The sequence below is a fragment of the Methylobacterium sp. WCS2018Hpa-22 genome (assembly GCF_031843785.1).
GTDB lineage: Bacteria > Pseudomonadota > Alphaproteobacteria > Rhizobiales > Beijerinckiaceae > Methylobacterium.
Genome location: NZ_JAVTJA010000003.1, coordinates 355,392 through 373,372, shown reverse-complemented (window position 1 = coordinate 373,372; position 17,981 = coordinate 355,392). Strand labels below are relative to the sequence as shown.

General features: G+C 68.2%; 21 protein-coding genes and 1 pseudogene. 10 read left to right on the top strand and 12 right to left on the bottom strand.

The window, feature by feature from the left end; translation table 11 throughout:
• Window positions 1–21: 21 nt before the first annotated feature.
• From RQI43_RS06260 to RQI43_RS06250, 3 genes are all read right to left on the bottom strand, one after another.
• On the bottom strand, window positions 22–480 hold the full coding sequence (locus tag RQI43_RS06260) for a hypothetical protein (protein ID WP_056425606.1): 459 nt from the start codon (window positions 478–480) through the stop codon (window positions 22–24).
• Window positions 481–660: 180 nt separating this feature from the next.
• Window positions 661–1,272: a flavin reductase family protein gene (locus RQI43_RS06255; protein ID WP_056425609.1), complete on the bottom strand. Its 612-nt coding sequence runs from the start codon at window positions 1,270–1,272 to the stop codon at window positions 661–663.
• Between the two features lie 8 nt (window positions 1,273–1,280).
• On the bottom strand, window positions 1,281–1,868 hold the full coding sequence (locus RQI43_RS06250) for a nitroreductase (RefSeq protein ID WP_056425610.1): 588 nt from the start codon (window positions 1,866–1,868) through the stop codon (window positions 1,281–1,283).
• Window positions 1,869–2,112: 244 nt separating this feature from the next.
• On the opposite strand from RQI43_RS06250, the gene RQI43_RS06245 reads away from it, so the two are divergent.
• Together RQI43_RS06245 and RQI43_RS06240 are read left to right on the top strand one after the other, a co-directional pair.
• Window positions 2,113–3,030 (top strand): hypothetical protein, encoded by a 918-nt coding sequence (locus RQI43_RS06245; RefSeq protein WP_056453735.1) that lies wholly within the window; start codon window positions 2,113–2,115, stop codon window positions 3,028–3,030.
• On the top strand, window positions 3,027–3,410 hold the full coding sequence (locus RQI43_RS06240; protein WP_056425620.1) for a hypothetical protein: 384 nt from the start codon (window positions 3,027–3,029) through the stop codon (window positions 3,408–3,410). Before RQI43_RS06245 ends, RQI43_RS06240 begins: the two co-directional genes overlap by 4 nt.
• A 61-nt stretch (window positions 3,411–3,471) precedes the next feature.
• Here RQI43_RS06240 and chrA read toward each other — a convergent pair whose 3' ends face one another.
• The 7 genes from chrA to RQI43_RS06205 all read right to left on the bottom strand — a co-directional run bounded on the left by chrA (window position 3,472) and on the right by RQI43_RS06205 (window position 9,729).
• Window positions 3,472–4,686: a chromate efflux transporter gene (gene chrA, locus RQI43_RS06235; RefSeq protein ID WP_311274592.1), complete on the bottom strand. Its 1,215-nt coding sequence runs from the start codon at window positions 4,684–4,686 to the stop codon at window positions 3,472–3,474.
• A 198-nt stretch (window positions 4,687–4,884) separates the two neighbouring features.
• Entirely contained in the window at window positions 4,885–5,514 is a 630-nt protein-coding gene (gene ureG, locus RQI43_RS06230; protein WP_056256188.1) for an urease accessory protein UreG, read from the bottom strand.
• An 11-nt stretch (window positions 5,515–5,525) separates the two neighbouring features.
• On the bottom strand, window positions 5,526–6,200 hold the full coding sequence (locus RQI43_RS06225) for an urease accessory protein UreF (protein WP_311274591.1): 675 nt from the start codon (window positions 6,198–6,200) through the stop codon (window positions 5,526–5,528).
• A 94-nt stretch (window positions 6,201–6,294) separates the two neighbouring features.
• Complete coding sequence (locus RQI43_RS06220; protein ID WP_311274612.1) at window positions 6,295–6,816, bottom strand: urease accessory protein UreE; 522 nt, start codon at window positions 6,814–6,816, stop codon at window positions 6,295–6,297.
• Between the two features lie 8 nt (window positions 6,817–6,824).
• Window positions 6,825–8,552 carry an urease subunit alpha gene (ureC, locus tag RQI43_RS06215; protein WP_311274590.1) on the bottom strand — a complete coding sequence of 576 codons (1,728 nt, stop codon included), beginning with the start codon at window positions 8,550–8,552 and terminating at the stop codon, window positions 6,825–6,827.
• Window positions 8,552–9,112 (bottom strand): HD domain-containing protein, encoded by a 561-nt coding sequence (locus tag RQI43_RS06210; protein ID WP_311274589.1) that lies wholly within the window; start codon window positions 9,110–9,112, stop codon window positions 8,552–8,554. The genes ureC and RQI43_RS06210 overlap by 1 nt, the downstream gene beginning before the upstream one ends.
• Window positions 9,109–9,729 (bottom strand): urease subunit gamma, encoded by a 621-nt coding sequence (locus RQI43_RS06205; RefSeq protein ID WP_056425642.1) that lies wholly within the window; start codon window positions 9,727–9,729, stop codon window positions 9,109–9,111. The genes RQI43_RS06210 and RQI43_RS06205 overlap by 4 nt, the downstream gene beginning before the upstream one ends.
• A gap of 294 nt (window positions 9,730–10,023) precedes the next feature.
• Here RQI43_RS06205 and puuE point away from each other — a divergent pair.
• A pseudogene (gene puuE / locus RQI43_RS06200) lies at window positions 10,024–10,971 on the top strand (allantoinase PuuE); the annotation flags it as partial.
• A 140-nt stretch (window positions 10,972–11,111) separates the two neighbouring features.
• Window positions 11,112–11,753: an HTH-type transcriptional regulator RutR gene (gene rutR, locus RQI43_RS06195; RefSeq protein ID WP_311274588.1), complete on the top strand. Its 642-nt coding sequence runs from the start codon at window positions 11,112–11,114 to the stop codon at window positions 11,751–11,753.
• A 70-nt stretch (window positions 11,754–11,823) separates the two neighbouring features.
• Here rutR and RQI43_RS06190 read toward each other — a convergent pair whose 3' ends face one another.
• Window positions 11,824–12,183, bottom strand: a complete 360-nt coding sequence (locus tag RQI43_RS06190) for a cytochrome c family protein (RefSeq protein ID WP_311274587.1) — start codon at window positions 12,181–12,183, stop codon at window positions 11,824–11,826.
• 343 nt (window positions 12,184–12,526) lie between these two features.
• Between RQI43_RS06190 and rutA the strand changes: the two genes are divergently transcribed.
• From rutA to RQI43_RS06160, 6 genes are all read left to right on the top strand, one after another.
• Window positions 12,527–13,627 (top strand): pyrimidine utilization protein A, encoded by a 1,101-nt coding sequence (gene rutA / locus RQI43_RS06185; RefSeq protein WP_311274586.1) that lies wholly within the window; start codon window positions 12,527–12,529, stop codon window positions 13,625–13,627.
• On the top strand, window positions 13,627–14,346 hold the full coding sequence (gene rutB, locus RQI43_RS06180) for a pyrimidine utilization protein B (RefSeq protein WP_311274611.1): 720 nt from the start codon (window positions 13,627–13,629) through the stop codon (window positions 14,344–14,346). Before rutA ends, rutB begins: the two co-directional genes overlap by 1 nt.
• Before the next feature lie 102 nt (window positions 14,347–14,448).
• Window positions 14,449–14,838, top strand: coding sequence for a pyrimidine utilization protein C (rutC, locus tag RQI43_RS06175; protein WP_056425656.1), 390 nt, complete (start codon window positions 14,449–14,451; stop codon window positions 14,836–14,838).
• Window positions 14,835–15,614, top strand: coding sequence for a pyrimidine utilization protein D (gene rutD / locus RQI43_RS06170; RefSeq protein WP_311274585.1), 780 nt, complete (start codon window positions 14,835–14,837; stop codon window positions 15,612–15,614). Before rutC ends, rutD begins: the two co-directional genes overlap by 4 nt.
• A gap of 138 nt (window positions 15,615–15,752) precedes the next feature.
• Window positions 15,753–16,283, top strand: coding sequence for a flavin reductase (locus RQI43_RS06165; protein ID WP_311274584.1), 531 nt, complete (start codon window positions 15,753–15,755; stop codon window positions 16,281–16,283).
• A gap of 71 nt (window positions 16,284–16,354) precedes the next feature.
• Window positions 16,355–17,686 carry a solute carrier family 23 protein gene (locus tag RQI43_RS06160; RefSeq protein WP_311274583.1) on the top strand — a complete coding sequence of 444 codons (1,332 nt, stop codon included), beginning with the start codon at window positions 16,355–16,357 and terminating at the stop codon, window positions 17,684–17,686.
• A gap of 47 nt (window positions 17,687–17,733) precedes the next feature.
• Here the strand turns inward: RQI43_RS06160 and RQI43_RS06155 are convergent, their stop codons facing one another.
• Complete coding sequence (locus RQI43_RS06155) at window positions 17,734–17,973, bottom strand: hypothetical protein (RefSeq protein WP_311274582.1); 240 nt, start codon at window positions 17,971–17,973, stop codon at window positions 17,734–17,736.
• Window positions 17,974–17,981 lie beyond the last annotated feature (8 nt).

Genomic DNA, 17,981 nt, shown 5'->3' with positions numbered 1-17,981 from the left:
TTCGAGAGCGTCGGGGCCAGCCTATTCGGCGGCTTCGCCGTCCTCATCCGCCGGCAGGGTCCGAGCGGTCGGATCACGCTGCGCTTCGGGCGAGACGATGTTGTGGCTGACGGGGACGGCCGTTACGTCGGGGGTGGAGCGTGAGCCCGTATCCGCCAGCATCATCGAAGCGCCCACCGAGATCAGACCGGCGAGGGAGCGGATGTCGTCCGGCTGGCGCGGGCTTCGGGAGATGACTTCGGCCTCGCGCTGAAGGCGCAGGTTGCAGGCCTTGCTGGGCAGCCCGCCATCCGGCGTGCAGGCGTCGTGCCGGGCACAGGCCGCATCGAGGGCGTCGATGGGCGGGAGGGGGGCATTGTTGCCGGGCCCGCAGTAATTGCCATGGATCAGCATGGTCGGCGGCCGGGTCGTCGTTTGCGCCAGAGCCGGCGTCGCGAGAGTAGCGGCCAGCAGAAGCGGTGCGGTGAACTTGAGGAACATGATATGACTACCTGTGCGAGCGCCCCCTCAGGCGTTTCGCGGAAAGGAGTCGCCGAACGACGGCTCGGCCCATTAAGGCTTTGCCCCTCATCTTGGTTCCCACTTTGACACGAAGCAGACCCCGGCCACTCTCGTCATGGCTCAGCTTGCGCCGTTGGTGAGAGACTGGCCGAACCGAGGCTACTGACCTGCTCCGGGCGGACGCTTCAACTCGAAACGCGCGTCGTCGGTAACACTGAAATAATCGAAATATCCTCCCCGCATGAGAGGATGCATGGCGCCGGTATCGACCCGGCCGTCCTTGATGAAGGCATCGTCGACATAGATCGACACAACCTGCCCGATCACCAGGAAGTGGTTGGCTTCGCTGCCGTCGAGAGGTGTCAGGGGCACGGTCTGGAGCCACCGGCATTCCAAGGCGGCGGGGGACTCGGCGACCCGTGGCGGACGCACCTTGCGCGATGGCACCGGAGTCAGCCCGGCCGCCACGAACTCGCTGTCGCCCCGGGCGAGGGGGGCCGAGGTGGCATTCATGGCGTCGCGCAGATCGTAGGTGGCGAAGTTGCAGACGAACTCCCCGCCCTCCTCCGCGAAGGTCATCGCATCCTTTCGGCCTGAGGACGAGAACATCACCATATCGGGGCCGGTGGCGACGGCGTTGAAGTAGGAATAGGGGGAGAGATTGACGTGGCCCTGCTTGTTCATCGCGCTGATCCAGCCGATGGGGCGGGGGGCGACCAGGGCCTTCAGCGGGTTGTGCGGCAGGGTGCGGTTCTCGGAATCGTAATGCATGGCGCGGCTCAGATCCGGGTGACGATGTCGGCCAGGGCCGGTCTCGGGCGATCGCCCGGAACCTCGCGGGCACGGCCGAGATGGATGAAGCCCGCGAGTTTCTCGCGCGGATCGAGGCCGAGGACGTCGAGAATGCGGCGGTCATAGGCGAACCACTCGGTCAGCCAGGCAGTGGCGAAGCCCGCGGCATTGGCCGCGACGACGAGGTTCATGCACACGGCACCGGCCGACAGCACCTGCTCCCATTCCGGGATCTTCACATGGGGGGCGGCGCTGGAGACGACCGCGACCACGAGGGGGGCGTGGGCGAGGCGGTGGCGCTCCAGATCGAGGCGCTTCGGATCGGCCTCCGGGTGGTCCGCCGCATAGGCGTCCGCGATGGTCTCACCCACGCGCAGGCGGGCATCGCCCTCGATCACCAGGAAGCGCCAGGGGCTGAGCTTGCCGTGGTCCGGTACGCGGGACGCGATGGTGAGAATCGCATCGAGCTCCTCGGTGTTCGGACCCGGGCCCTCGAGATTGACCGGCGGAACCGAACGGCGGACGCGAAGGAGGTCGATCGTGTCGTTCCGCGGAATGTCGGATATGGTGTCCATGGAACCTGTTCGGCGCGAATGAGGGACGTGGGGGCACCGCCGGGCGGCTGGTCTGAGGCGAGCCGCTTCGGCGATCGATAGGAAGCTTCGGCCTTGGAGCCGCCACGGTCCGGATACAAAGCGGGATGTCGCATTCGGCACGGTGACGGTCGACAAGCGAAAACATGCCGTGCGGTCCGCAGCTTGGCAATCGCCGACATGCATGGCGGCCCCGTGCATGGTGGCGCCGTGAAGGAGATAGCGGATGGGACCGGTAATGCGCGCGCTCGCGGTGACGGGAGCCATGGCGATGGCGGCGTTTCCGACGCAGGCGCAGGAGCGCGACCCGTTCGGCGGTCGCAACGGTCCAGCCCTGCCCTCCCCCTCGATCACGGGACCGCAATTGCCGAGCCCACCTGTCGAGGGCGAGGCACCGCTCGCCCTCACCGCCCTGTTCGCGGGCAGCAACCAGCCTGTACGGTCCGGCCTCGCCTGGCGCATCTACGAGGACCGGTCCGACGGGGTGCGGCCGAACATCGTCGCGCGGTCCGAGGCGGCGGATCCGAGCTTCACCCTGGCACCCGGCACCTACGTCGCCACCGTCACCTACGGCTTCGCCAGCGCCTCGAAGCGCATCACCATGGCGGGCGCGGCACTCAGCGACCGCCTGACGATCACCGCGGGGGCGCTCAAGCTCTCTGGTGCCATCGGTGACATGAAGATCGCCCCCGCCGAACTCGCCTTTTCGGTCTTCGTGCCCATCGGCACCAATTCGGAAGGGCGCCTCGTGCGCAGCGGCGTGAAGGCGGGCGAGCTGATCCGCCTGCCGGAGGGGACCTACCACGTGGTCTCGAACTATGGGGAATCGAACGCGATCCAGCGCGCCGACCTCAAGGTGGAGAACGGCAAGGTCACCGACGCCACCCTCAACCACCGGGCCGCCACGGTGACCCTCAAGCTCGTGGCCGCGCCCGGGGCAGAGGCCTTCGCCGGCACCGCCTTCAGCGTCCTGACGCCGGGCGGCGACACGATCCGCGAAGCGATCGGCGCCTTCCCGCAGGTGACCCTGGCCGAGGGGGACTACGTCCTCATCGCCCGCCATGACGGGCAGGTCTACACCCGCGAGTTCAAGGTCGAGAGCGGGATGGACCGCGACATCGAAGTGGTGGCGAAGGCGTCATGATCCGGACCGTCTGCGTGTCCGTCGTCCTTCTCGCCGCCGTGCCCGCCACGGCGCAGACCATCACCGACGGGTCCGACGCAACGGTGGGAGCGGAGGTCGCCGCCGCCACGACGGCGCTGCTGGGCAAGGGGCTCAAGAGCCCGGCCGAGGCACGCTATTCCCGGCTACGACCGGGCAAGGCGGGCGCCGTCTGCGGCGAGGTCGACGTGACCAACCGGATGGGCGTCCATGTCGGCCCGCGCCCCTTCGTCGCCGATACCGGATCGGGATTTGCCGGCATTCTCCCCGATGCGGCGGAAATCCGGCACCCGTCCAGCATGGCGCAGTATCAGGGTTTCCAGCGCATTCTGGCGCTGCTCGCCGCGAATTGCGAGGGATGACTTTTTCCAGGCTCCATCCTACGGCCCCCTCCTGAATCGACCGGATGGGACTGAGGGGGCCTCAGCCTCCGAGAACCGCGAAGCCGGCCCCCGAGGCGGCCGTCAGCACGACGACGATCCAAGGCGGGGCCGCGCCGATCGTCAGGAGCAGGAACGCGCCGGCGGCGAGGGCGAAATCGCGCGGGCCGAGGACGGCGCCTGTCCAGAGCGGATCGTAGAGGGCAGCGGCGAGGATCCCGACCACTGCCGCGTTGGCGCCCCGCATGGCCGCCTGCGCCAAAGGCTTCGCGCGGAACGCATCCCAGAACGGCAGCGCGCCGTAGACCAGGAGCAGGCCCGGCAGGAAGACCGCAACCAGGGCGATGACGGCCCCGGCCAGACCGTTCGGCTCAGGCCCGAGGGCAGCGCCGAGATAGGCCGCGACGGTGAAAAGCGGCCCCGGCACGGCCTGGGCCGCGCCGTAGCCGGCCAGGAACGCGTCCGGGCCGATCCAGCCGGTCTCGACCAGAGCCGTGCGCAGGAGCGGCAGCACCACATGGCCTCCGCCGAAGACGAGGGCGCCCGCGCGGTAGAACGCATCGAACATGGCGAGCCCCTGCGAGGCCAGAACTTCGGCCAGGAGCGAAGGTAGAACGAGGAACAGGCCGAACAGGAGGAGGGCCACCGTGCCGGCCCGGCGCGAGACCGGGAAGCGGAGCGGCTGGCCCGGCACTCCGGCCGCCTGCCGGCACAGGACGAGGCCGGCCATGGCTCCCGCCGCGATGGCGACGACCTGCCCCGCCGATCCAGCGAGTGCCGTGACGAGGCAGAGGGCGGAAAAGGCGATGGACGCGCGGGTGACATCGGGCGCGAGGCTGCGGCCCATGCCCCAGACCGCCTGCGCCACCACCGTCACGGCGACGAGCTTCAGCCCGTGGACGAGGCCCGATCCGACCGGGCCGCCGAGGGCACCGGCGCCATAGGCGAAGGCCACGAGAAGGAGCGCCGAGGGCAGGGTGAAGGCGGTCCAGGCCGCCAACCCACCGGCCAATCCCCCTCCCCGCATCAGGCCGAGGGAAAACCCGACCTGGCTCGATGCCGGGCCGGGCAGGAACTGGCACAGGGCCACGAGATCCGCATAGGCCGCCTCGTCGAGCCAGCGCCGACGGTGCACGAACTCCTCGCGAAAGTAGCCGAGATGGGCGATCGGGCCGCCAAAGGCGGTGAGCCCGAGCTTGAGGAAGGCGAGGAAGACTTCCCGCACGGAACCCTCGCGGGCGAAAAGGGGTGTCGTCACGTGGGAGGACCTCGAGGGGACGGGGGCGGGCTCGCTCCCGCGACGTCTTCCTATCTGAATTCCTCATCCTGAGGTGCCGCGAAGCCGCCTCGAAGAAGGGCTCCGGCCTGACTGGCGATCCCTGGACGCCTCCTTCGAGGGCTCCGCTGCGCTGCGCCGCCTCAGGATGAGGTCGTGGGCGGGATGGCTCCCGGAAACCTATCCCAGTCCGCCGGCCTCGACGATGAAGCGGGCGACCGTGTCGGCGCCGTGTCCCTCGCGCAGGGAGGAGAACACGTAGGGCCGCGTGCCCCGCATGCGCCGGGTATCGGCCTCCATCACCCCGAGATCGGCACCGACCATGGGGGCGAGGTCGGTCTTGTTGACGATGAGGAGATCGGACCGGGTGATGCCGGGGCCGCCCTTGCGTGGGATCTTCTCGCCGCCGGCGACATCGATGACGTAGAGGGTGAGGTCGGCGAGTTCCGGCGAGAAGGTCGCCGCGAGGTTGTCGCCGCCGGATTCGATCAGGATCAGGTCGAGCTTCGGGAAGCGTCGGCGCATCTCGGCCACGGCCGCGAGGTTGATCGAGGCGTCCTCGCGGATCGCCGTATGCGGGCAGCCGCCGGTCTCGACGCCCATGATCCGCTCCTCGGGCAAGGCGCCGGCCACGGTGAGGATACGGGCATCCTCCTTGGTGTAGATGTCGTTGGTGATGGCGCAGATCTCGAAGCGATCGCGGAAGCGCTTGCAGAGCTGTTCCATCAGGGCGGTCTTGCCGGAGCCGACAGGGCCGCCGATGCCGACGCGCAAGGGGCCGTTCGGTGAGTGGCCGTTCAGTGAGGTCATGACGGGGTCTTTCACGAGCGGAAGATCCGAGAATACTGGGTCTCGTGCCGGGCCGAGCCGAGATCGAGGCGCAGTGTCGCGCTGCCGATCTCGTCCAAGCTCAGGGGCGGGATGGTTGCGGCCAAACCCGCCACCCGAGGGGTGAGGGACGCGATCACCCGCGTGCCGGCGCTCTGGCCGATGGGCGCGCAGCGCAGCGCCGCCGAGACGAGGTTCTGCAGGAAGGCGAGGCCGAACCCGGCGAGCACCGGGGCGAGCGCCATGCGGTGGGCGCCGGCCGAGAGCCCGACCGCCACCGGATAGGCGACGGAGCCGGGCAACGCCTCGCTCAACCGATCGAGTTCCGGCAGCCCCCAGGCGGCGCGGGTGGCGTCGAGGAAGCTGCGGCCTTGCTGGGTCGTCTCGAGGTGGAGTTCGCGCGTGGGCGCCAGGGCGACGGCGAGGTCGTTGACCTCCATCAGCGCCGGGACGTCCCCCGCCTCGGCGGCGGTATGGGAATGGGCCAGAAGAATCAGGTCGTTTCGCACAGCGCCCCGTTCGAGCACGTCGCCGAGCCATGCCAGCAGCGAGGCCTCGCCGCCGACATCGCCGCATTCCACGGCCCATTCGAGCCCATGCGAATACGCATAGGCCCCGACCGGATAGCCCGGCGAGAGCCAGGCCATGAGCCGAACGGTGTCGATCATCGAGGGGTCGCCCCTCATCGTACCGGGCGCCCTTCCCTGGAAGCCCGAACCGCCAGCGGCCCATGGGGCAGAGGATGGGGGCAGAGGGCGAGGCTCAACCGGGCACCGCATCGTGGCTGTGCGGATGAGGATGATCGTGAGCATGTTCGTGGGCATGGCCATGCCCGTGGTGGTGCCCGGCAGCCTCGCCGGCATAGGCCCCGCCCTCGGGCCGGAACGGACGCTCCACCGGCTCGGCCGTCCCCCCTAGGCCCCGCACCATCTCGGCCAGCACGTGATCGTAGGCGATATGGACCGCGTCCGCACCGATTTCGGCCGGGATGTGCCGGTTGCCGATGTGCCAGATCAGGCGCTTGAGGGCGAGGTCGTCGGCGGCCCGGATCTCGAGCAAGGGCTCGGGCGCGGCCTCGACCCAGACGAGGCGGCCATCCTGCAGCACCAGGGCGTCACCGTCGTCGAGGACCGTCGGCTCGGGCAGGTCGAGCAGGAAGGACAGTCCGCCGACCCCGCGCATGGCCATGCGGCGGCGATGCCGGTCGCCATGGTCGAGGACGATGCGGTCGACGATCTCGCCGGAGAGCGCGTCTCGGCGGATCACTTTCGTGGCGCGGATCAGGGAAGAGCTCAAAACAGGAAATACCGCTGGGCCATCGGCAGCACCTCGGCCGGCTCGCAGACCAGGAGCTCGCCATCGGCGCGCACGTCGTAGGTCTCCGCGTCGATCTCGATGTTCGGCGTGGCGTCGTTGAGGATCATGCTCTTCTTCGAGATGCCGCCGCGGACGTTCTCCACGGCGACGAGCCGCTTCTGCACCCCGAGCCTCTCGCCGAGCCCGTCCTCGATGGCGGCCTTCGAGACGAAGGTGAGCGCGGTGGAGAAGGGCGAGCGGCCGATGGCCCCGAACATCGGGCGGTAATGCACCGGCTGGGGCGTGGGGATCGACGCATTGGGGTCGCCCATCGGCGCGGTGGCGATCATGCCGCCCTTGATGACGAGGTCGGGCTTCACCCCGAAGAAGGCCGGGGTCCACAGCACGAGATCGGCGAGCTTGCCCGCCTCCACCGAGCCGACATGGGCCGAGACGCCATGCGCGATGGCCGGATTGATCGTGTATTTCGCGATGTAGCGGCGGGCGCGCAGGTTGTCGTTGCCGGAGGCGTCGCCCGGCAGGCTCCCGCGCTGGCGCTTCATCTTGTCCGCCGTCTGCCAAGTCCGGATGACGACCTCGCCGACCCGGCCCATGGCCTGGCTGTCCGACGACATCATCGAGAGCGCACCGATATCGTGCAGGATGTCCTCGGCCGCGATGGTCTCCTTGCGGATGCGGCTCTCGGCGAAGGCGAGATCCTCGGGAATCGCCGGGTCGAGGTGGTGGCAGACCATGAGCATGTCGAGATGCTCGTCGATGGTGTTTTTCGTATACGGGCGCGTCGGGTTGGTGGAGGACGGGAGCACGTTCATCAGCCCCGCCACCTTCATGATGTCCGGCGCGTGGCCGCCCCCCGCCCCTTCCGTGTGGAAGGCATGGATGGTCCGCCCCGCGAAGGCGCGGATCGTGTCCTCGACGAAGCCGGATTCGTTGAGCGTGTCGGAATGGATCATCACCTGCACGTCATGCAGGTCGGCCACCGTGAGGCAGGTGTCGATGGCCTGGGGCGTGGTGCCCCAATCCTCGTGGAGTTTCAGGGCGCAGGCGCCGGCGCGGACCATCTCGACGAGGCTCTCGGGCCGCGAGGCGTTTCCCTTGCCGGCGAAGGCGAGGTTCATGGGGAAGCTATCCGCCGCCTCGATCATCCGGGCGAGATGCCAGGGGCCGGGGGTGCAGGTGGTGGCGAAGGTGCCGTGCGCCGGGCCGGTGCCGCCGCCGAGCATGGTGGTGACGCCCGAGCACAGGGCCTCCTCGATCTGCTGCGGGCAGATGTAGTGGATGTGGCTGTCGAACCCGCCGGCCGTGAGGATCTTGCCTTCGCCGGCGATCACTTCGGTGCCGGGGCCGACGATGATGTCGACGCCGGGCTGGATGTCCGGGTTGCCGGCCTTGCCGAGCTTGAAGATCCGCCCCTTCACGATGCCGACATCGCATTTCACCACGCCCCAATGGTCGAGGACCACGGCATTGGTGATGACGGTGTCCACCGCGCCATCGGCATTCGTCACCTGCGACTGCCCCATCCCGTCGCGGATGACCTTGCCGCCGCCGAACTTCACCTCCTCGCCATAGGTGGTGTGGTCGCGCTCCACCTCGATGACGAGGGAGGTGTCGGCGAGACGGATTTTATCACCCGTGGTGGGGCCGAACATGTCGGCATAGGCCGAGCGGGCGAGGGAGGCGGGGCGGGGTGTGTTGGACATCAGGCGGCCTCTCGTGCCTCTGCGACGGCGCGGTCGAACAGAGCGTCCAGCGCCGCGTTGACGCCGCGACAGCCGGCGACGACCTCTTTCGCCCAATCGATGTAGTTCGCCACGCGCTCCGCGCCCCAATCGTCCGGGGGGCTCGCCACGAGCGAATGCAGGTTGCTGATCTTGTCCGCGATCTTGAGGGTGCGGGCGCCGCGCGACTTGTGCGGCGCCTGCTCGACCTGGAGCCGCTTGCGCTCGGCCTTGGGCAGAGATTTGTCGTCCGTGACCTCGGCCACGAGTTCGGCGACGCGCCGACCGAACAATTGCTCGATCTCCTCGCGGCTCGTCCCGGTATCCTCCACCGTGTCGTGGAGCCAGCCCGCCGCCACCAGATCGGCATCGGGCGCTTCGGCCGTCGCGGCCAGGAGCGAGGCCACCTCGGCGAGGTGGTTCACGTAAGGCTCGCGCGCCGCGCCCTTCCGGGTCTGTCCCACGTGACGCCGCGCGGCGAACTCGGCGGCACGGGTGACGAGGAGGATGCCATCGCGCAGGCGGGATGTCTCGTCGGTCATAGGGACCCCATCACGTCACCGCGGAATCCGTAGACCGTCCGGGCACCGAGCAGCGGCACCAGCGAGACCTCCCGTGTGGCGCCCGGCTCGAACCGCACCGCCGTGCCCGGCGCGATGTCGAGGCGCTGCCCCCTCGCCTTCTCGCGCTCGAAGGTCAGGCCCGGATTCACCTCGTAGAAATGGTAATGCGAGCCCACCTGGATCGGACGGTCCCCCACATTGGCCACGGTGAGCAGGGTGCGCGGTGCGCCGTCGTTGAAGACGATCTCGCCCGGAAGCGTCGTCACAATGCCCGGCACGTCCGACGAGGGCGCGCCGCGGATCGGGTGGTGGACGGTGACGAGCTTGGTCCCGTCGGGAAAGGTCGCCTCCACCTGGATGTCGTGGATCATCTCCGCGATGCCCTCCATCACCTGGTCGGCGGTCAGCACATGGGCGCCCGCCTGCATCAGTTCGGAGACCGAGCGGCCATCCCGCGCGCCCTCCACCACCGCATCGGTGATGAGCGCGATCGCTTCGGGATAGTTCAGCTTGACGCCGCGGGCGAGCCGGTTACGGGCGACCTGGGCGGCCATGGCGACCAGGAGCTTGTCCTTTTCGCGCGGGGTCAGGAGCACGGGAAACCTCGGGTGTTGGTCGCGGGGTGCGACGGTCGGCAGGCAAGGACCATGCGCAGGCCGGAGCGCATCGATACATCGAGAGTGTCGAGGTGCAAGCGGCGACACCGTCATATCCGGAAGACGCTCTCGATGAGACGCGTGGACTCGCTTCCCCCATGGCCGGACGTAGCGACCTCCTGTTGGAAAAGCTCTATCACCCAAGCTGCACCGTCCTCCGATTCAGCACCGCTGTCCCCATGTCTCCAGGCCGGATTGCCCGGGGCTTGCGCAAGGGGTGGGCTCCGGGTTCGAATGCGGCGGGCGGCTCTTCGCGCTCCAGATCATTCCCGAACCTTATCGGCAGGCCCCGTGACCTATCCCCGCGACCTCGTCGGCTACGGCCGCAACCCGCCCCATCCGCGCTGGCCGAACGGCGCGCGGATCGCGGTGCAGATCGTGCTCAACTACGAGGAGGGTGGCGAGAACTGCATCCTGCATGGCGATGCTGCTTCGGAGGCGTTCCTGTCGGAGATCGTCGGCGCCCAACCCTGGCCGGGCCAGCGGCACATGAATATGGAATCGATGTTCGAATACGGCTCACGTGCCGGCTTCTGGCGGATCTGGCGGCTGTTGCAGGCGCGGAACGTTCCCGTCACCGTGTTCAGCGTCGCCACGGCGCTCGCCCGCCATCCCGATATCGCCGCGGCCATGAAGGAGGCCGATTGGGAGATCGCCTGCCACGGCCTGAAATGGATCGACTACCGCGACTTCACCCGCGAGGAGGAGAAGGCGCATATGGACGAGGCGATCCGCATTCACACGGAGATCACCGGCGAGCGGCCGCTGGGCTGGTACACGGGCCGCTCCTCGGTCCACACCCTCGATCTCGGGGTCGAGGCCGGCTTCACCTGGCTCGCCGATTCCTACGCCGACGACCTGCCCTACTGGATCGAGGGGCGGAGCGGACGCGGCCTCGTGGTGCCCTACACGCTGGACGCCAACGACATGAAATGCGTCGCCCTCCAGGGGTTCAACACCGGCGACCACTTCTTCACCTACCTGCGCGACACGTTCGACGCGCTCTACGCGGAGGGCGAGACCGCGCCGAAAATGATGTCGGTGGGCCTGCATTGCCGCCTCGTCGGGCGGCCGGGACGGATCGCGGCGCTGGCCCGCTTCCTCGACCATATCGCCGCCCATGAGGACGTCTGGGTCGCGCGGCGGATCGATATCGCCGAGCATTGGATGAACACTCATCCGCCGGGCTGATCCCCCGCCCGCTGGACGGAACGGGCGTTCCTACTCCATCTTCGAAGCGGTGGCCCCGACGGGACGAGGGGAACGCGTGAGGCCGTGAAGTTCCCAGCCGCTTCTTCGAAACCCGACAGGACCGCATATCCGTGCCAACGACCGTCGAGAAGCCCCCCGAACGCCGTCGCCGCAAGGACGGCGCGGCGCGGCGCGAGGCGATCCTCGATGCCGGACTAGAGGTGTTCTCGGGGCTCGGCCTGCACGGGGCGAGCGTCGACCGGCTCGCCGAGCGGGCCGGCCTGTCGAAGGCCAACCTCCTCTACTACTTCCCCTCCAAGGAAGAGCTCTACGTGGCGGTGCTGCGCCGCGTCCTCGACGTCTGGCTCGATCCCCTGCAATCCTTCGACGCGGACAGCGAGCCCGCCGACGCGATCCGGGCCTATATCCGCGCCAAGCTGACCCTGTCGCGGGATGCGCCGCAGGCCTCGCGGCTGTTCTGCCTGGAGATCGTCCAGGGCGCACCGCTCCTGCGGGCCGAGCTCGAAGGCCCCCTGCGCGGGCTGGTGGAAAGCAAAGCGGCGATCCTGCGCGGCTGGATCGACCAGGGCCGCATCGGTGCCCACGACCCGCACCACCTCATCTTTTCGATCTGGGCGATCACCCAGCACTACGCCGATTTCGCGGTCCAGGTGGATGCGGTCACCGGCCGGAGCCTCGACGAATCCGACTTCTTCGAGAGCACCGTGATGAGCACGCAGGCCCTGATCCTCACCGGGCTGGGCCTGCGATAGGCACTCGGCAGGTTTCGCGTCCCGGGACCCGCTCGGGAAGCGAGCCCCATCGGCGAGATCCCCGAAAAACCTATTTCTTCGAGGCGAGATACGCGATCACGTCATCGATCTTCTTGTCGTCGGGATAGCCGGCGAACACCATCTTCGTCCCCGGCACCTTGGCCTTCGGGTTCTTCAGCCATTCGTGCAGGCTCGCCTCGTCCCAGGTGAGGCCGGACGCCTTGAGCGGGGCCGAGTAGGAATACCCGTCGAGGGAGGCCGCCTTGCGTCCGACAACCCCCGTCAGATCCGGGCCGACGCCGTTCTTGCCGAAGGCATGGCAGGCCTTGCAGGGCGCGAACGCCTTCTCGCCGGCGGCGGCATCGCCCTCGGCGTGGGCCGCCATCGGAAGCAGCATCGCGACGAGAGCACCGAGCATCGGGTACCGCATGGGGTTTCCTCTCCGTGGTTGTTTTGAATACCTCCAGATTACTGACCGCATGCTTCCCGAAGGCAATGTCCGAGAGGGAAGACTCACGAGAACGTGTCACGTCGCGAGGATGGGAAGAGAAGATTCGCGTATCCGCCCCGCAATTCAGCAGACGCCGCCTCCCCACCGGGCAAATCGGAGAGAGTTTGGGCAAACACCTATATCTGTTGGATTTAGAGTTTGATCATATGGTCCAAACAGCTACCGTTCACCATCGGACGGGGCGAACACGGTACACTCCGTTCGCAACCTTGACCGGCATTGGATCCCATCGTCCAATCTCTGCCAGCTCAGCGAGGTTGTCATGAATGTCGGCGTCTTTATTCCCATCGGCAACAACGGCTGGCTCCTGTCGGAGAACGCGCCGCAATACAAGCCGAGCTTCGAACTGAACAAGCAGGTCGTCCTCAAGGCCGAAGGCTACGGGCTCGATTTCGCCCTGTCGATGATCAAGCTGCGGGGCTTCGGCGGCAAGACCGAGTTCTGGGACCACAACCTCGAATCCTTCACACTGATGGCGGGCCTCGCCGCCGTGACGAGCCGGATCAAGCTCTTCGCTACCGCCGCCACCCTGTGCATGCCCCCCGCCATCACAGCCCGGATGGCGTCCACTATCGATTCCATCTCCGGCGGCCGCTTCGGCCTCAACCTCGTCACCGGATGGCAGCGGCCTGAATACTCGCAGATGGGTCTGTGGCCCGGCGACGAGTACTTTTCGCGGCGCTACGAATACCTCTCCGAATACGCCCAGGTGCTGCGCGATTTGTGGGAGACGGGGTCCTGCGACCTCAAGGGCGAGTTCTTCCAGATGGACGATTGCCGGCTCTCGCCCCGGCCGCAAGCGGAGATGAAGATCATCTGCGCCGGCCAATCGGCCGCCGGCATGGCGTTCACGGCGAAATATGCGGACTACAATTTCTGCTTCGGCAAGGGCGTGAACACGCCCAAAGCCTTCGCCCCCACGGTGGAGCGACTGGAACTCGCCAAGGCCGAGACGGGCCGGGACGTCTCGTCCTACGTCCTGTTCATGATCATCGCCGCCGAGACCGACGAGGAGGCCCGCGCCACCTGGGAGCATTACAAGGCGGGAGCGGATCAGGAGGCCATCGCCTGGCTCGGGGTCCAGGGCGCGGCCGACACCAAATCCGGCGCCGACACCAACGTGCGCCAGATGGCCGACCCGACCTCGGCGGTGAACATCAACATGGGCACCCTCGTCGGCTCCTACGCGGAGGTGGCGCGCATGCTCGACGAGGTCGCCACCGTGCCCGGCACCGAGGGCGTGCTCCTGGTCTTCGACGATTTCCTCGAAGGGCTCGATGCCTACGGCACCCGCATCCAGCCGCTGATGCGCTCGCGGGCGCATGTCACCACCGATGCCGTACCGATGGCGAAGGTGGCGTGATGGTCGCCGGCTATCACGATCCGGCCGGGCGCCATGGCGGCATCACCCTCCCCGCCCGGCCGGAGCCCATCGCCTTCGACGCCGAGGCCACGGCCCTCATCGTCGTCGACATGCAGAACGCCTATGCCACGAAGGGCGGCTATCTCGATCTCGCCGGGTTCGACGTCTCGGCGACCGGGCCGGTGATCGGACGGATCGCGACGGCCGTCGCTGCCGCCCGCAAGGCCGGGATCAGGATCGTCTGGTTCCAGAACGGCTGGGACCCGGACTATGTCGAGGCCGGAGGGCCGGGCTCGCCGAACTGGCACAAGTCGAACGCCCTCAAGACCATGCGCAGCCGCCCCGACATGAACGAGCGGCTGCTCGCCAAGGGAACCTGGGACTACGCCCTGGTGGATGCGCTGAGCCCCGAGCCCGGCGACATCGTGCTGGGCAAGCCGCGCTACAGCGGCTTCTACAATACCCAACTCGACAGCCTGCTGCGCTCGGCCGGCATCCGCACCCTGGTCTTCACCGGCATCGCCACCAATGTCTGCGTGGAATCGACCCTGCGTGACGGGTTCTTCCTCGAATACTTTGGCATCGTCCTCGCCGACGCGACGCATCAGGCGGGGCCGGACAGCCTGCAGGCCGGTGCGCTCACCAATATCGAGACCTTCTTCGGCTGGGTCTCGGATGTCGCGAGCTTCGAGGCGGCCCTGGGCGAGGCCGCAGTTTAGGGCTCCCCTCGCTCCCCATCAGGGGAGGGAGAAATCGGCGGCACGACCGCGATCGGGCTGCCGTTGAACACCGTTTTTCCCGTAGCGGAGACTTCCGAGACAATGCCCAAGACAGTCATCATTCCGCCCGGCACCGGGAAGCCGCTGGCCCCCTACGTTCCGGGCACCCTCGCCGACGGGGTGCTCTACGTTTCGGGCACCCTGCCGCTGGATGCGGATGCCAACGTCGTCCATGTGGGCGATGCCGGCGCGCAGACGAGACACGTGCTGGAGACGATCAAGGGCGTCGTGACCGCCGCCGGCGGCACCATGGACGACGTCACCTTCAACCACATCTTCCTGAAGGACTGGGCGGATTACGCCGCGATCAACGCGGTCTATGCCAGCTACTTCCCCGGCGAGAAGCCGGCGCGCTACTGCATCCAGTGCGGCCTGGTGAAACCGGACGCCCTGGTGGAGATCGCCTCCGTCGCGCATGTTGGCAAACCGTGAGCGCGACAATCCATCACGAGATCCACGGGGGCGGAGAACGGACGGTCTTGCTCTCGCCGGGTCTCGGCGGATCGTGCGGCTATTTCGCGCCGCAGATTCCGGCCCTGGCCGAGCGGTTTCGGGTAATCGGCTACGATCATCGCGGCACCGGGCGCTCGCCCGATGCGCTGGAACAGGGCCACAGCATCGCCGCCATGGCCGCCGACGCCCTTCGGGTGATGGACGATCTCGGCATCGCCACGGCTGACATCGTCGGGCATGCGCTCGGCGGGCTCATCGGCCTCGAACTGGCGCGTGCCCATCCCACCCGGGTGGGGCGGCTCGTGGTCATCAACGGCTGGGCCAGGACCGATTCCGCGACGAAGCGGTGCTTTGCCGCCCGCAAGGCCCTGCTGGCCCATGCCGGCCCCGAAGCCTACGTGGCCGCGCAGGCGATCTTCCTCTATCCGGCGCCCTGGCTTTCGCTCAACGCGGAGCGCGTCGCGGCGGACGAGGCCCATGCCCTGGCGCATTTTCCCGGACCTGAGAACACGCTGCGGCGGATCGCGGCGCTGGAAGCCTTCGATCTCACCGCGCATCTGTCCGGTATCCCGCACGAAACCCTCGTGATGGCAGCGGCCGACGACGTGCTCGTGCCCTATCTGCGCTCGGAGGAACTCGCGGCGGCGTTGCCCAACGCCACGCTGGATCTGGCCAAGAGCGGCGGCCACGCGCATAGCGTGACGCAGGCGGAGGCGTTCAACCGCACCCTCGTCACCTTCCTCGACCGGCCCTGAGGAAGTTCGTCATGGCTCGACCGGTTCGTCTTGGCGAGCCAGCGCGCCATCTCGCTTGGATCCTCGAGGGGCTGCCGGTGTTCAGGCGCGAAACCGGTGACCACTTTTGCTGAACCTGCTCAGGATGAAAGCTCCGCCATGACCGAGACGACGTTGCCCACGGTCGAGGCCGGAGCTTTTCGCAAGGCGATGGCCCATCTGGCCAGTTCGGTCCATCTCGTCACCACCGACGGGCCGGGCGGACGGGCCGGTTTCACGGCCTCTTCCGTCTGCAGCGTCAGCGACGCGCCGCCGACGCTCCTCGTCTGCATCAACCGAACCTCCTCCGCCTATGCCGCAGTGAGCGCCAATGCGGCCCTGTGCGTGAACACGCTGTCGGGCGAGCAGGCCGCCATCGCCGGCGCCTTCGGCGGCCGCACCCCCATGGACGAGCGCTTCGCGGCGGGGGCCTGGGGAGTGCTCTCCACCGGGGCACCGGTGCTGGAGGGGGCGTTGACTGCCTTCGATTGCCGCATCGTGGCGCGCCACGCCGTCGGCAGCCACGACGTGCTGTTCTGCGAGGTGGTGGATCTCTCGGAGCCCGCCGGCCAACAGGGTCTCGTCTATGCCGGCCGGCGCTACCACACCTTGCCCGTGGCGGTCGCTCCGCCGCACCCCGCCGCCGTCTGACCGTCCGGCCTCGCCCCGAGCATCCCGTCACGCTCCTCGCCTCACGCGATCCACCGCCCGGAGACGCCCCCATGGCAGTCGAACCCTATTTCCCCGTCTGGCGCGCCAGAGATGCGACGGCCGAGGCCGCGGACGTCATGCCCGACGAGCGCCTGCCGGCGGGCCAGACCGTGCTCCTCGGCTTCCAACACGTGGTGGCGATGTTCGGCGCCACCGCCCTGATGCCGATCCTGATGGGATTCGACCCCAACCTGGCGATCTTCTTCTCCGGCATCGGCACACTCATCTTCTTTCTCGCCACCGGCGGCCGGGTGCCGAGCTATCTCGGCTCGTCGGCGGCCTTCGTCGGGGTGGTGATCGCGGCCACGGGCTATGCCGGGGCGGGGCCTAACCCCAACATCGCCGTGGCGCTCGGCGGCATCATCGCGGCGGGTCTGCTCTACGGCCTCGTCGGCGCCGTCATCGGCCTCGTCGGCTATGCCTGGGTGGAGCGGGTGATGCCACCGGTGGTGACCGGAGCGGTGGTGGCCGCCATCGGCCTCAACCTCGCGCCGATCGCGACGCGGATCATCTCGGCCTCCGCCTTCGACACCTGGTTCGGCCTCCTGACGGTGGTCATCGTCAGCGTCATCACCATCTACGCGCCCGGCCTCGCCCGGCGCCTGCCGATCCTGATCGGGGCGGCCCTCGCCTACCTGCTCTATCTCCTCCTCGCCAACGGGTTCGGTCTCGCCAAGCCCATCGATTTCTCCGCCGTCATGGCCGCCCCCTGGATCGGCGTGCCGGGCTTCGTCGCGCCGGTGTTCGACACCAAGGCGATCGCCCTCATCGCCCCGGTCTTCGTGGTGCTGATCGCCGAGAATCTCGGCCATATCAAAGCCATCGGCGCGATGACGAGCCGCAACCTCGACCCCTACATCGCCCGCGCCTTCCTCGGCGACGGCCTCGCCACCATGCTGTCGGGCGGGCTCGGCGGCACCGGGGTGACGACCTATGCGGAGAATATGGGCGTCATGGCCATGACCCGGATCTACTCGACCCTGGTCTTCGTGGTGGCCGGCTTCACCGCGATCCTGTTCGGCCTGTGCCCGAAATTCGGAGCGCTGATCCTGACCCTGCCGGTGCCGGTGATCGGCGGATTGTCGGTGGTGGTGTTCGGGCTGATCGCGGCCACCGCCGGGCGGATCTGGGTGGAGAACAGGGTCGATTTCGCCAATGCCCGCAATCTCCTCACCGTCGGGATCGCGGTGGTCCTCGGCGCCGGCGACCTGACCCTGAAATTCGGCTCCTTCGCCTTCGGCGGCATCGGCACCGCCACGTTCGGGGCGATCCTCATCTATCATCTGCTCGGGCTGACGAGGCTCGGACGCGCACCGGCCGATCCGGCCGGCGTGCGGGCCTGAGCGGACCCCGTCTCAGGACGCCCGCGGATCCGAGCCTCACTCGGGCCTCAGCGGGATCTGTACCCGCCGCGACGGGCGGAGCCGGTGGTGATGTCGCGCTCATCCCCGCGGCGGGGCGCGGAGGCGGCGTATCTGCCGCGAGCATCCAAGGCGGCCTGGCCTACGAGGCCGCCGGGCGCCACGACCGCCGGGAGGCCGGCCGGCGCGGTATAGCTCTGGGCCGAGGCAGCGGAGGCTGCCAGGAGCGAGGCAAGGGCGAGAAGACCGGTGGACAAACGTGCCGTCATGGGTGTCG